This window comes from Oenococcus sp. (assembly GCF_047725585.1).
GTDB classification, from domain to species: Bacteria; Bacillota; Bacilli; order Lactobacillales; family Lactobacillaceae; genus Oenococcus; species Oenococcus kitaharae_A.
Map to the genome: position 1 here is coordinate 1 of NZ_JBDNNF010000001.1, position 14,048 is coordinate 14,048.

7 protein-coding genes are annotated in these 14,048 nt (G+C 44.1%); all 7 read right to left on the reverse strand.

What is annotated here, in order from left to right; translation table 11 throughout:
- Positions 1-58: 58 nt before the first annotated feature.
- The 7 genes from rpoC to ABF487_RS00035 all read right to left on the reverse strand — a co-directional run bounded on the left by rpoC (position 59) and on the right by ABF487_RS00035 (position 14,040).
- Positions 59-3,730 carry a DNA-directed RNA polymerase subunit beta' gene (rpoC, locus tag ABF487_RS00005; protein WP_415634140.1) on the reverse strand — a complete coding sequence of 1,224 codons (3,672 nt, stop codon included), beginning with the start codon at positions 3,728-3,730 and terminating at the stop codon, positions 59-61.
- An 11-nt stretch (positions 3,731-3,741) separates the two neighbouring features.
- Positions 3,742-7,335 (reverse strand): DNA-directed RNA polymerase subunit beta, encoded by a 3,594-nt coding sequence (locus tag ABF487_RS00010; protein WP_415634141.1) that lies wholly within the window; start codon positions 7,333-7,335, stop codon positions 3,742-3,744.
- Positions 7,336-7,551: 216 nt separating this feature from the next.
- Positions 7,552-7,755 carry a cold-shock protein gene (locus tag ABF487_RS00015; RefSeq protein WP_007747105.1) on the reverse strand — a complete coding sequence of 68 codons (204 nt, stop codon included), beginning with the start codon at positions 7,753-7,755 and terminating at the stop codon, positions 7,552-7,554.
- A 150-nt stretch (positions 7,756-7,905) separates the two neighbouring features.
- Positions 7,906-8,850 (reverse strand): DUF4811 domain-containing protein, encoded by a 945-nt coding sequence (locus ABF487_RS00020; RefSeq protein WP_415634142.1) that lies wholly within the window; start codon positions 8,848-8,850, stop codon positions 7,906-7,908.
- A gap of 2 nt (positions 8,851-8,852) precedes the next feature.
- Positions 8,853-10,385 (reverse strand): MDR family MFS transporter, encoded by a 1,533-nt coding sequence (locus ABF487_RS00025; protein WP_007747116.1) that lies wholly within the window; start codon positions 10,383-10,385, stop codon positions 8,853-8,855.
- 63 nt (positions 10,386-10,448) lie between these two features.
- Entirely contained in the window at positions 10,449-12,296 is a 1,848-nt protein-coding gene (locus tag ABF487_RS00030) for an ABC transporter ATP-binding protein (RefSeq protein ID WP_415625873.1), read from the reverse strand.
- Positions 12,289-14,040 (reverse strand): ABC transporter ATP-binding protein, encoded by a 1,752-nt coding sequence (locus tag ABF487_RS00035; RefSeq protein ID WP_415634143.1) that lies wholly within the window; start codon positions 14,038-14,040, stop codon positions 12,289-12,291. The genes ABF487_RS00030 and ABF487_RS00035 overlap by 8 nt, the downstream gene beginning before the upstream one ends.
- Positions 14,041-14,048 lie beyond the last annotated feature (8 nt).

A 14,048-nucleotide genomic window follows, 5' to 3' on the forward strand; every position in this document is an offset into this window, starting at 1 on the left:
AAAAAAATAAAAAACCCGCTTCTCAGCGAGTCAAAAGGCTGAAAAACGGGGGAAGAAACTATTTTGTAGGGGCTTTTTTATCAAAATTCTTCTGGAGTTCATCAAGAGTCGGGATTTTCTCTAAAGGTTCCACTGGTGCAGCCACCACTTCGTCTTTAATATGACGATATGCGGCAACACCGGTTCCTGCAGGGATAACCTTACCAATGATGACATTTTCCTTCAAACCTACTAGAGGATCATTTTTGCCACGGATAGCAGCATCTGTCAGGACACGTGTAGTCTCCTGGAATGATGCGGCCGACAAGAAGGAATTAGTTTCCAAAGATGCCTTGGTAATACCAAGCAAAACTGGACGAGAAGTTGCGGCCGTTTGGCCAGATAAGATTGCTTTACTATTGGCACGACGGAAATCGGCAATATCAAGCAATTCTCCTGGGAGCAAATCTGTCTGGCCTGGATCCATGACCCGGACCTTTCTGAGCATCTGCCGAACCATAACCTCGACATGTTTGTCAGCAATACCAACACCTTGCATACGATAAACTTTTTGGACTTCGGCTAACATATAGTTTTCAGTCTTCAAAGCACTAGAAACCTTGATTAATTCCTTAGGATCCAAAGGTCCTTCATTGATCGCTTCAGAACGGTGAATTTCATCACCTTCAGCAACGCGCAGACGAGCAGAGATTGGCAGCACATATTGACGTGTATCAGTCTCTCCTTCAATCGTAATCGTCTTGCTGCGATCAGCAGGGTTCTCTTCAATACTAGTGACTTTTCCAGTTACTTCAGAAATTTCAGCACGTCCTTTTGGATTACGGGCCTCAAAAATTTCTTGGACACGAGGAAGACCTTGCGTAATATCTTCAGACATGGCAACACCACCAGTATGGAATGTACGCATAGTCAATTGAGTACCGGGTTCGCCAATAGATTGAGCAGCAACAGTACCCACAGCTTCACCAACTTCGACGATGTCGCCAGTGGCCATGTTGCGGCCGTAACATTTGACACAGACACCATGTTCGGTACGGCAAGTAAAGATGGAACGAATAGTAACTGTTTGAATGCCAGCATCAATGATTTTGTTGGCAACGGCTTCATCAATGATCTCGTTTTTGTCAACAATGATTTCGCCGGTCTTCTCATTAAGCACAGCCTTCATGGCATAACGACCAAGGATTCGGTCGTACAGCGGCTCAATAACTTCATTGCCATCCATGATCGCCGAGACATCCAAACCGCGGTCGGTGCCGCAATCTTCCTCACGAACAATCACTTCTTGAGCAACGTCGACCAAACGGCGTGTCAGATAACCAGAATTGGCAGTCTTCAAAGCTGTATCGGTCATTCCTTTACGAGCACCATGGGTTGAAATAAACATTTCCAAAACAGAGAGGCCTTCACGGAAGTTAGCAGTAACAGGAAGCTCAATAACTTTACCGTTGGGTGCAGCCATTAAGCCACGCATACCGGCAAGCTGTACGAAGTTAGAAATATTACCACGGGCACCAGAATCACTCATCATAAAGATCGGGTTCTTCTTATCGAAAGATGCAATCAGCATAGCTTTGATCTTATCTTGCGCATCTGACCAAGTTTGTGTCACTTGAATATAACGTTCATCATCAGTTAACAAACCGCGACGGAACTGCTTTGTAATAGTAGCCACTTTTTCATGGGCTTCTTTGATAACTTGAGCTTTTTGAGGCAGTTCTGTAACATCTGACATCGCAACCGTCAGACCAGAACGTGTCGAAATATCATAACCCAAGTCTTTCATATCATCTAGCAGAACAGATGTGCGAGTCACCTGGTAACGAGCGTAGATCTGAGCAATGATATCAGACAAGAAACCAGACTTGAACGGATCATTGAGAGCTTCATTCTTCAACCATTCGTGAATATCGGTACCAGGTTCGAGGAAGAAACGATCATCAATAGCATCAAAGTTTGCAGCTTTTGGTTCATTAACAAACGGAAAATCTTTCGGCAGAATTTCATTAAAAAGGACTTTACCAACAGAGGTTACCATGATTCTAGAACGTTGCTGATCAGAGAAAGGTTTGTCCGGGCCAAAACTCGAAGTAGCAATGCCTATACGTGTGTGCAATTCAACTTCGTGATTCTGTAAAGCAATCTTTACTTCATCAGATGAAGTAAAGACCATGCCTTCACCCTTGATACCGGCTTCTTCAGTCGTCAAGTAATAATTACCAATCGTCATATCTTGAGACGGAGCCACAATTGGTTTTCCATCCTTAGGTGCCAAGATATGTGAAGCAGCCAGCATCAGCAAACGTGCTTCAGCTTGTGCTTCATCGGACAAAGGCACATGAATCGCCATTTGATCGCCATCGAAATCGGCGTTATAAGCAGTTGTTACCAAAGGATGCAAACGCATCGCTTTACCAGAAACCAGGACTGGCTCAAAAGCTTGAATGCCAAGACGATGCAAAGTTGGTGCACGGTTCAGCAAAACTGGATGTTCCTTAACAACTTGTTCCAAAACATCTTGAACAACATCTTCGTGCCGCTCAACCAAACGACGTGCAGAACGCAAGTTGTTTGCGCCACCATTGTCAGTGCCTAATTCAATCAAGCGATTATAGATAAAGGGCTTGAATAATTCAACAGCCATCTGGCGAGGAAGACCCATCTGGTTCATCTTCAAGAAGGGACCAACATCGATAACAGAACGGCCGGAATAATCAACACGCTTTCCTAACAAGTTCTGGCGGAAACGTCCCTGCTTGCCCTTCAGCAAATGAGAAAGCGACTTTAGAGGACGGTTTCCGGGACCAGCGACTGGGCGGCCGCGGCGGCCATTATCAATCAAGGCATCAACAGCCTCTTGCAGCATACGTTTTTCGTTTTGCACAATAATACCAGGTGCATTCAAATCGAGCAGCCGCTTCAAACGATTGTTACGGTTAATGACACGACGGTAGAGATCATTCAAGTCAGAAGTGGCAAAGCGGCCGCCTTCCAACTGAACCATTGGGCGCAAATCTGGTGGAATAACTGGAATAACATCCAAAACCATCCATTCAGGTTTGTTGCCAGACTGCAAGAAGGCTTCAACAATGTCCAAACGACGTACTGCACGAGTCCGTTTTTGACCGGTTGCTTCCTTTAGTTCGGCCTTCAATTCTTTAGCCTGTTTGGCCAAATCTACTTCAGCTAACAATTCCTTGATAGCCTCGGCGCCCATCTTAGCATCAAAAGCATCTGCACCGTATTGGTCGACATACTGACGATATTCAGCCTCGGTAATTAGCTGTTTCTTTTCCAACGGCGTACTGCCAGGATTAATGACAACGTAGCTGGCAAAATAGATAATCTCTTCCAGAGAACGCGGGCTCATATCGAGGATCAAGCCCATACGGCTTGGAATACCTTTAAAGTACCAGATATGTGTCACAGGTGCAGCAAGTTCGATATGCCCCATACGCTCACGACGTACTTTGGAACTTGTCACTTCAACACCACAACGATCACAAACGATTCCCTTATAACGGATTCGCTTGTATTTACCACAGGCACATTCATAGTCTTTGATCGGTCCGAAAATTCTTTCGTCAAAAAGACCATCACGTTCAGCTTTTAACGTACGATAGTTAATCGTTTCCGGCTTTTTCACTTCACCATAAGACCATTCACGGATCTTAGCAGGTGAAGCGAGACCGATTTGCATAGATTCAAATTTATTAACGTCTATTGCCAAGTCATTTCTCCTTATATATTTTCTTCATCGAGATTTTTTGCTGCAATGCGAGGTTTGTCATCGTCATCGCCTTTAAACAAGTCAGGTTTTTCTTTAGCGATTTGTTCAAGAGCATCAACCGTGGCAACATTATCGTCCTCGTCCATCTGCGCCATACGAACTTCTTGACCCTTGCCGTCCAGCACTTTGGTATCAAGACCTAAGGCTTGTAATTCTTTAACAAGGACACGGAAAGATTCGGGAACGCCGGGCTTTGGAATAGCTTGTCCTTTAACAATGGACTCAAATACCTTATTACGACCGCGCACATCATCAGACTTATAGGTCATGATTTCCTGCAAAGTATAGGCAGCACCATAAGCTTCAAGTGCCCAAACTTCCATTTCGCCGAAACGCTGGCCGCCAAACTGAGCTTTACCACCCAAAGGCTGTTGTGTAACCAACGAATAAGGTCCGATTGAACGTGCATGGATTTTATCGTCAACCATGTGGGCCAGCTTCATATAGTGCATGACACCGACGGAAATACGATTATCAAAAGCTTCGCCAGTCTGACCGTCATAAAGAACGGTCTTACCGTCTTCATCTAGACCAGCCTCTTTTAAGGCATCAATAATTTCATCATCAGAGGCACCATCAAAGACCGGTGTCATAACTTTAATACCCAATTTTCTGGCTGCCATGCCAAGATGCAGTTCCAAAATTTGTCCAATGTTCATACGAGATGGCACACCCATTGGTGAAAGCAGAATATCAATCGGCGTACCGTCAGGCATGAACGGCATGTCTTCTTCAGGAACAACAACTGAAACAGTTCCCTTATTTCCATGACGTCCGGCCATCTTATCACCAACTTGAATCTTGCGTTTCTGGGCAATAAAGACACGAACCATCATGTTAACACCGGGTGCTAATTCATCACCATTATCACGTGTGAAGATTTCAACATCTTGGACAATTCCGCCGCCGCCATGAGGAACACGCAAAGAAGTATCACGAACTTCGCGGGCTTTTTCACCAAAGATAGCATGCAGCAGGCGCTCTTCAGCCGATAATTCGGTCACACCCTTTGGTGTAATTTTACCAACCAGAATATCGCCGTCTTCGACTTCGGCACCAATACGAATGATTCCGGAATCATCAAGATCTTTAAGCTGATCTTCACCAACGTTAGGAATCTCGCGAGTAATCTCTTCAGGTCCTAACTTTGTATCACGTGCCTCTGATTCATGTTCTTCAATATGGATAGAAGTATAAACATCATCACGAACGAGGCGTTCATTTAAGACGATCGCATCTTCGAAGTTGTAGCCATGCCAAGTCATAAAGGCAATGATAGGGTTCTGGCCAAGAGCTAGTTCGCCGTTTTCCATGGAAGGCCCATCAGCTAAGACATCACCTTTTTCAACAGTCTCGCCGACTTTGACAATAGGCGTCTGGTTATAATTTTTGCCGCCATTAGAGCGCTGGAACTTCATCAATGGATATTCGTGCAGATTGCCATCATCCTCACGAACTTTGATATCACGGCCATCGACATATTCAACAGTTCCTTTGGCTTCATTGATCTGAGCTAATCCTGAATCGACAGCGGCACGGTATTCAATACCAGTACCGACGATTGGCGAATGCGGTGCAACCAACGGAACAGCCTGACGCTGCATATTGGCACCCATCAAAGCACGATTGGAATCATCGTTTTCCAAGAAAGGAATCGCAGCAGTCGAAACGGCCACAACCTGTTTAGGAGAAACATCCATATAATCAACATCTTCGATTGGCGTTTCAATGTTGTTGTCACCATGACGTGCAGTAACGGTCGCATTAACGAAAGAACCATCATCATTTAATTCCGAGTTCGCTTGTGCAATCGTGTAATTATCTTCGACATCGGCCGTCAAATAATCGATCTTGTCTGTGACTTTATGTGTATCCCAGTCAACACGACGGTAAGGTGTCTCAATAAAACCGTATTCATTAATCCGGCCATAGACAGCCAGTGACGTAATCAAACCGATGTTCGGACCTTCTGGCGTTTCAATCGGGTCAATTCGGCCATAGTGTGAATAATGAACATCACGGACTTCATAACCAGCACGATCACGTGTCAATCCACCAGGTCCCAAGGCTGACAAACGACGCTTATGGTTCAACTCACCAAGTGGGTTGGTCTGATCCATAAATTGTGAAAGCTGAGAAGAACCAAAGAATTCTTTGACAGCCGCCACAACAGGGCGGATGTTGATTAACTGCTGAGGTGTTACGGTATCAGAATCCTGGATAGACATACGCTCGCGAACCACACGCTCCATACGTGTCAAGCCAATTCTAAATTGGTTCTCCAATAACTCGCCAACAGAACGGATACGGCGATTGCCCAAATGGTCAATATCATCGGTCGCACCGATACCTTCTTGCAAGTTAAAGAAATAATTCATACCAGCCAAAATATCGGCAGGCAGAATGTGATGAATTGATTCGTCAATATGGCCGTTTCCGATTAATTTAACTGCTTTAGTTGGATCATTCTTACTAAAAATCTTAATAACCTGCAATTTGATCGGATCAGGCAGAACACCTTCTTCGTCAGGCTGCAAAACAGTCATCTTAAAATCGTCTTTATCTAATAACGGCGAAAGCAGTTTCATGGCTTTTTTATCGATCTCTGTATTCTTGGCAACCAAGACATTGCCTTGTTCATCAAGAATATCTTCAGCCAAGGTCTGACCTAAAAGACGAGATTTCAACGAAAGCTTTTTATTAACCTTGTAGCGGCCCACGTTGCCAAGATCATAACGCTTTGGATCAAAGAAACGTGCTGCCAATAGAGAACGAGAGGAATCGATCGTCTTTGGCTCACCAGGACGCAAACGCTCATAAATATCTTCCAAGGCCTCGCCAACACGTGACATCGAAGCATCCTTATGAACATCTTTTTCAATAGCCAAATTCAAAGATTCAACATCATCACCAAAGATATCCTGAATTTCTGAATCAGAACCAAAGCCAAATGAACGGACCAATTCTGTGATTGGCAGTTTACGGGTACGGTCGATACGAATATTGGCAATCCCTTTGGCATCAGTATCCAATTCCAACCAAGCACCACGATTAGGAATCACAGTTGTGCCAAAAACAGTCTTGCCAGTCTTATCGGTATCTTCGTTGTAATAAATCCCGGGGGAACGAACAAGCTGTGAAACAACGACACGCTCAGCGCCGTTAATCACAAAAGAACCATATTCGGTCATCAGCGGAAATTCACCAAAGTAAACATCCTGCGATTTGATTTCGCCAGTCTCTTTGTTCGTCAAACGCAAAGTCACATGAAGCGGTGCAGCGTAATTAACTCCCTGCTCACGCGATTCTTTTAACGTATACTTTGGTTCTCCTAATGAATAGTCAACATATTCAAGTGACAGTTTGCCGGCAAAATCTTCAATCGGCATGATATCGTTAAACATTTCCCGAATGCCCTTATCCAAAAACCACTTGTAAGACGCAGTCTGGACTTCGGTCAATGGCGGGATTTCAAGCACTTCTTTAGCAGAAGAGTAACTGCGTCGAGTGACATGCTTGTTTATCTTCACGTTGTGTGCAACCAATGTAATTCCTCCAATTTTTATCTGTGTTAGTCGACTGCTCAGCTTCAATCATAAAAAGATGCGTTTTATGTGAAATTATGAGCGTAAAAAAGCGCGGATCACATTGGATCTGCGCTTTGAAGCAGTTACGGGACAATATTGCCATAACCGCATTTTAAAAATCGACCTCACTGTGCATAAATTATACACAAGAAGCCGATTAATTACAAGCTTTACTTAGTTAACTTTGTTAACGTTGATAGCTTGTGGTCCACGCTGTCCGTCTTCAACTTCAAATGTAACCTTTTGGCCTTCATCCAATGACTTGAAGCCATCAGTCTGAATAGCAGAGAAATGTACGAAGACATCTCCACCATTATCACGAGTGATAAAACCATAGCCTTTATCGGCATTAAACCATTTAACTGTACCTGTTTCCATGAAAAAATTCTTTCTGCACCTAGTGCATCTTATTTGTAAATAATTGGTGCAGAGCTTTGAAACATTTGATTCTTGGAACCATACCGATTAATACTCCTTTAGTATAACAGATAATTGAAAATATGTTTGGAACTAAGCGCATTGATCTCATTAAGGTGTATTCGTTGTGCCACTACTTGAGTTCCCTGCTGAGCTCGATGCTGATACTTGCGTTTGAGCCGATGCTGCAGAATCAGCTGCAGCCTGAGACTGAGCAGCAGACGCGGCTTGAGCTTGGGCATCCGCAGCCAATGATGCAGAAACTGATGCAGCTTGCGAAGCGGCGATGCTAGAGGACAGCGCTTGAGCTCGGCTTGAGGCAGCGGCAGACGAGGATAGCTGTTTGGCTAATTTTTTATCAGCTGCACTTGGGGCGATTGACAATAATTCTCGAATGGTCGCAACTTGCATGCGCGCAGCTTGATTACTCCGGCCGTTTAGCAATGCTTGAGAGGAGGCCGATAATAGCATCGATACTTTTGCATCAGTTATCTTGGCTGGATTTGCCAACAGATTCTGTAGCCGTCGAAGCTGATCGCTTGTGAGCTGAATCCATTGCTGAGATGGAATTTGGAAAACAACCTCCTGCCGGCTAATAACCCGATCCAAATGACCAATTCCAAACAAAATCCGTGATAGAGCACCGTTATAGTGCCAACGATAAGTATGTGTGACTTTATATGCGCGATTCGAATCAACGCCTTTCATCGAGACTGAACGGTAAGCATTCGGCACGCTTGTTTTGGTCTTTTCAGCTCCCGCTTGATCTTTGTACAAATAAATATCCAGATCGCTCCCAATATTCTTATTTTTCGTCGTAGCTAAGATCCCGGCGGCGAGTCTCCTGCCGGCCATAGAATAAATTTCCTGCCTTTGTGTGCTGACACTTCGTCTCATACCAAAATGCCTGCTCATATTCAAGGTCATCAAGATCACGCTGGCTAATAGCAGGCCAGTGAAGATCAGTCCAAAGAACCAGCGGGGAAACGCATGTTTAATCAGCATCCAACTAACGAAGGCCGCAGCAGTGAAAAAAATGACTAATAGAAAAATCATGCCTAATTGCCTCCCTTCTCATCCAGTAAATCAGGATCTTGCTCAATGACTTTGCCAGAATGCAGCATGCCTGCCAGAATTAATCCTAAGAGTGCAAAAAATAAGGAAATCGCAAACGAAACATGGAAACCCTTTAAAGAAGCATCCAATGTTCGCTGACCGAATTCAAAAATATTCTGCTGTTTTAGAGAAGCCACAGGTGCATTGGTATTGGCAATGTTTTGTGTCACGGAAGATAGCAAAGAAACAACCATCGCGGTCAATACCTGCCTGACTGTATTATTTGAGGCCGTACCATCTGCCGCTTTTTCTTTTGGCAGTGCAGACATCGCCGAGGCTGTCAACGGCATCATCACCATAGCAATACCAAACATTCTCAGACTATAGAAAACCGTAATGAAATCCCTTGGTGTATTCAGGCCAAAAAACAAGAAAGGAATCGTGGCAATCAGGAGGATCAAAAATCCAACTCGTGCCAAGCGCTTTGCCCCGCTTCGATCATAAACAGCCCCAGCAATCGGTGACATAATACCGATTAAAAGCGCACCAGGCAGTAAAGTAAGCCCCGATGATAGAGGTGAAAGCCCGCGGAGCTGCTGAAGATAGGTCGGCAGCATCATCTCAATGCCAATCATGGCCATCATAGAAAGCGAAATCAAAACCGTTGTTACCGAAAATTGTTTGACAGCAAAAACACGTATATCCAGGAAGGGATGCCGCATTTCTAACTGATGCCACAAGAAAATAATGATGAAAAAAATGCCTACTGCGCCAGGAATAATCACATGCGTCATATCTGTCCAGCCGCCATAATTTGCGTTAGCGACATTAGTCAAACCCCACAAAAATAGGCCAAAACCAAGCGTCGATTGAACCAAAGAACGAAAATCAAGGTGAACTGGCTGGTTTGGAATGACATCGCGCAAAAAAATAAAACTTAAAAGAAAAGTTAATGCAATCACGGCCATCGGCAGCAGAAAAATGGATCGCCAGGAGTTGGATAGCGTGAAAGAGGCAAAACTGTGGCTGCTGTCCAAAATCCAACCGGACAGTGTTGGCCCAATTGCTGGAGCCATACCAATTACAAGTCCGCTGAGGCCCATTGCCGCGCCGCGCTTTTCAGCTGGAAAAATATAGACGAGAACGACCTGCATCAAAGGCATCGTGATACCGACAGAAATCGCTTGAATGATTCGGCCAATTAAAAACCAAGTCCAATTTGTGACTGGTGCGCTGTAGGAAATAAATTGGCCAACTAAAAGCAGTCCAAAAGCAAAGATGTAGAGTTTTTTTGTCGGAAATTTGGTTGATAAATACGCAGAAACAGGAATCATAATCCCGTTTGCCAACAAAAACCAGGTCGTGGCTTCCTGAGCCGTGGCTAAATTAATATGGAAATCATCCATCAAAGTCGGCAATGCCGTCCCTAAAGATGTTTGCATCAGCATACCTGCAAAAGTAGCAAACAAGATGACCAAGACAAACATAAATCGACTGTAACGCTTATTATGAATATCAACGGATTTAGCTGACATAAATTACCCCCTGTAAATTACAAATCACAATTATACTCGTTCCCGGCTCGGACAAAAAACTCATTAATCGCCGGAAGCAAATTGTGCGTTAAAGAGATCCGCATAAAATCCCTTAGCATCAAGCAGTTGCTGATGCGTACCAGTCTCAACGATTGAACCATGATTCATCACGACGATGTTATCCGCCTGCTGAATCGTGGATAGACGATGGGCAACAACAAAACTGGTACGTGAACGCTGAAGTTTAGCCATGGCGTTTTGAATCAAAAGTTCGGTTCGCGTATCCACCGAGCTAGTTGCCTCATCCAGGATTAAAATCTCAGGATCAGAGAGGAAGGCTCGTGCAATCGTCAACAGCTGGCGTTGGCCTTGAGAAATATTTGAGGCTGCCTCATTTAACTGAGTTTGATAACCCTGAGGCAGCTGCTGGATGAAAGTATCTGCATAAGCTTCCTTTGCCGCTGCAATCACCTGATCTTTTGTAGCCCACTCATTGCCATACTTAATGTTTTCGAAAACAGAGCCCGTAAATAACCAAGTTTCTTGCAGAACCATTGCGAAATGCGAACGCAATTCAGGGCGTGTCATGTGCCTGATATCCCTGCCCCGATACTGAATCACGCCAGCATCAACATCATAAAAGCGTTCTAACAAATTGATAACAGTCGTTTTACCAGCGCCCGTCGGGCCCACGATAGCAATCGTTTGGCCCGCATGAACATCTAAAGAATAATTTCGAATCAAAGGCGCGTGACTATCATAACTAAATGCCACATGATGAAAACTAATTAAAGGCAGTGATGACTCTCTAGGAAAGGTGGAGGCCGCCGAAATTTCTTTAGGCATTTCTTCAGCATCTAGGACCTGAAAAATCCGTTCGGCACTTGCAATCGTCGATTGAATCGTGTTGCTAAGATTAGCAATTTGGGTGACAGGCTGGGAAAACTGATTTGTATACTGCAAAAATGCCTGAATATCTCCGAGTGGCAGCTGGCCGTTAGCAACTTGAATCCCGCCGAAAACAGCAATTACCAAGTAATCTAAATTATTTAGAAACTGCATAGCCGGAAAAATCAGAACAGAAATGAATTGTGCTTTCCAAGCGGCGTGGTAATATCGCCTGCTCTGCTCTTCAAACTTGTCAGTGACAGCTTGTTCACGATCAAAAGTTTTAATAATTAAATGACCAGAAAAAGTTTCTTCCACCTGGCCGTTCATCGAACCAAGAACCTCCTGCTGTCTACTAAACAGTTTCTGAGCGTGTGGTGCAATCCAGCGTACAAGAAGAATGCTGATTGGAATCGTCGTAAAAGCCAGCAATGACAGAATCCAGCTAATCGACAGCATAAAAATAATCACGGCAACAAATGTGATCGATGAGACCGCAATTTGAATTAAAGCCTGCTGCAAAGTCCCAGAAATGTTATCCATGTCATTAACAACGCGGCTCATCATATCGCCATTTTGGTGCTGATCGTAATAACTCACGGGAAGGCGGGCCATCTTGGCTTTAAATTCTGCACGTAGACGAAAAACGGTACGTTGTGATATATGAGTCATTATCACTTGCTGCAAAAAACTCATCAGAGCAGACAGAACATATAAAACAGATGCAAGCACTAGAATTGAAATAATTGCATGATAATCAATCCGGTAACGTCCCGACTGCAAGCCGGCACGAACACCACGATAGATGATCGTCGTAGCTTCGCCTAAAATTTTCGGTACGCTGACAGATAACAGCACCGAAATAATTGCCAAGGCAATCGAAAAGATGACACCGAAGCGATTTTTCCCCAAATATCTGAATAATCTAAAGGTTGTCCCCCAAAAATTATGAGCGTGTTCGGCAATCCGTGCCATTGGTCTTGGCCCGCTGCCGCCTCGCATTCTCGAAGCCGGATTACGCATGTTCGTCTCCGGATAACGCAGCAGCTGCGTCAACCCGATGCAGCTGAGAATTAACGATCTCACGATAGACAGTACTAGTTTTTAACAATTCGGTATGCGTTCCAAAGGCTGAAATCCTACCTTGCTCTAATAAGAGAATCCTGTCTGCATCAGCAATCGTTGAAATACGCTGTGCCACAATAATTTTAATTGCCCGATTGATCTTGCTGTCTTTATGCAGTGCTGCCCTGAGTAATGCATCGGTCTTAAAATCCAGAGCAGAAAATGTATCATCAAAAATGTAGACATCCGCATCTTTCAAAATAGCCCTTGCAATCGACAGGCGTTGTACTTGGCCTCCTGAAAAGTTCTGGCCATTCTGCTCAACAGGTGCATCCAGTCCGCCTTGTTTTTTGACAAAGGCGTCAGCCTGAGCAGTGTGAAGCGCCTGCCACATCTCTTCTTCACTGGCTTTTGGATTGCCATAATGCAGATTGCTGCGAATAGTGCCTTGGAATAAAAAAGATTTCTGACTAGCAAAGGCAATTTTTTCATGCAAATCACTTTGGCGGAATTGGCGAATATCAATGTCGTTGATTGATACACTACCCTTTGTCGGATCGAATAATCTGGGAATTAAATTAATTAAACTACTTTTCCCAGATCCTGTACCACCGATAATTGCTAGTGTTTGTCCACGCCCAACTTGCAGATTAATATCCTTTAATACCCTCGCGGCTGAATGCGAGAAGGCAAAATCAACATGTGCAAAACGAATACTTGTAATATTCGGCACGGTTTGAGCGTTATTTGAATCAAGAATGGTATCAGAAATAGCCAGAACTTCCTGAATGCGCTGGGCGGATGCCTGAGCTCTGGGTACAATAACAAAAATCATCGACAACTGCATAAATGCAAACAGCATCTGTGTGGCATAAGTAATAAAAGATAACAAGTTTCCAATCGGCATCTGGCTGCCGGCAATCAGATGTGCACCGAACCAAACAATGGCAATATTCGAAGCGCTGATAATAAAAGTCATGGTTGGACTCATCAGGCTCGTTGTCACATAGGCATTAATCGCATTATCAGTCAAATTCCCATTAGCTCGAGCAAAGCGTCTTTGTTCAAAGGCATCCTGATTAAAAGCGCGTATCACCCGAACACCGGTCAGCCCTTCTCGGAACACAAGATTAATGCGATCAGTTAACCCTTGTATCTTTCTAAAAAGCGGCACAGACTTTCTCATAATCAGTAAAACGACAATCGCCAAAATCGGGATGGCAGCTACAAAGACGAGCATTAATTGAGGACTTTGAAAATAGGCCATCAGGCTCGCACCAGCCAACATCATCGGTGCCCTCACCATCATCCGAAGCATCGAGTAGGTCACATTCTGCATCTGGACAACATCGTTCGTTGTTCTAGTAATCAAAGAGGCTTCACCAATCTTAGTGAAATCGGCCGTTGCCATTGCCGTAATTTTGGCAAACAAAAAATGCCGCAGTTTAACACCCAATTTCTGTGACGACGTCGCAGCTATCAGCTGGTTACATACAGCACCGATAATGACTAACAAACTCACGGCTAGCATAATCAAGCCCGTGTGCCAGATATACGGAATGTTTTTCCTCACAACACCGATATTGACAATATCGGCAGTAATTGAAGGCAGAATCAAATCCGCCGCTACTTGAAAAAACAGGCAAAAAAAGGCGAAAGAGACAAGCAATTTATTGAGATTTTTAAAGGCAAGTTTGAACATGTACTTTA

What these genes read in the sequence shown, in the direction of transcription:
- ABF487_RS00025 (WP_007747116.1), bottom strand. Translation starts at nt 10,385, where the DNA reads ATGTCAGCTAAATCCGTTGATATTCATAATAAGCGTTACAGTCGATTT.
- ABF487_RS00020 (WP_415634142.1), bottom strand. Translation starts at nt 8,850, where the DNA reads ATGATTTTTCTATTAGTCATTTTTTTCACTGCTGCGGCCTTCGTTAGT.
- ABF487_RS00035 (WP_415634143.1), bottom strand. Translation starts at nt 14,040, where the DNA reads ATGTTCAAACTTGCCTTTAAAAATCTCAATAAATTGCTTGTCTCTTTC.
- ABF487_RS00030 (WP_415625873.1), bottom strand. Translation starts at nt 12,296, where the DNA reads ATGCGTAATCCGGCTTCGAGAATGCGAGGCGGCAGCGGGCCAAGACCA.
- ABF487_RS00015 (WP_007747105.1), bottom strand. Translation starts at nt 7,755, where the DNA reads ATGGAAACAGGTACAGTTAAATGGTTTAATGCCGATAAAGGCTATGGT.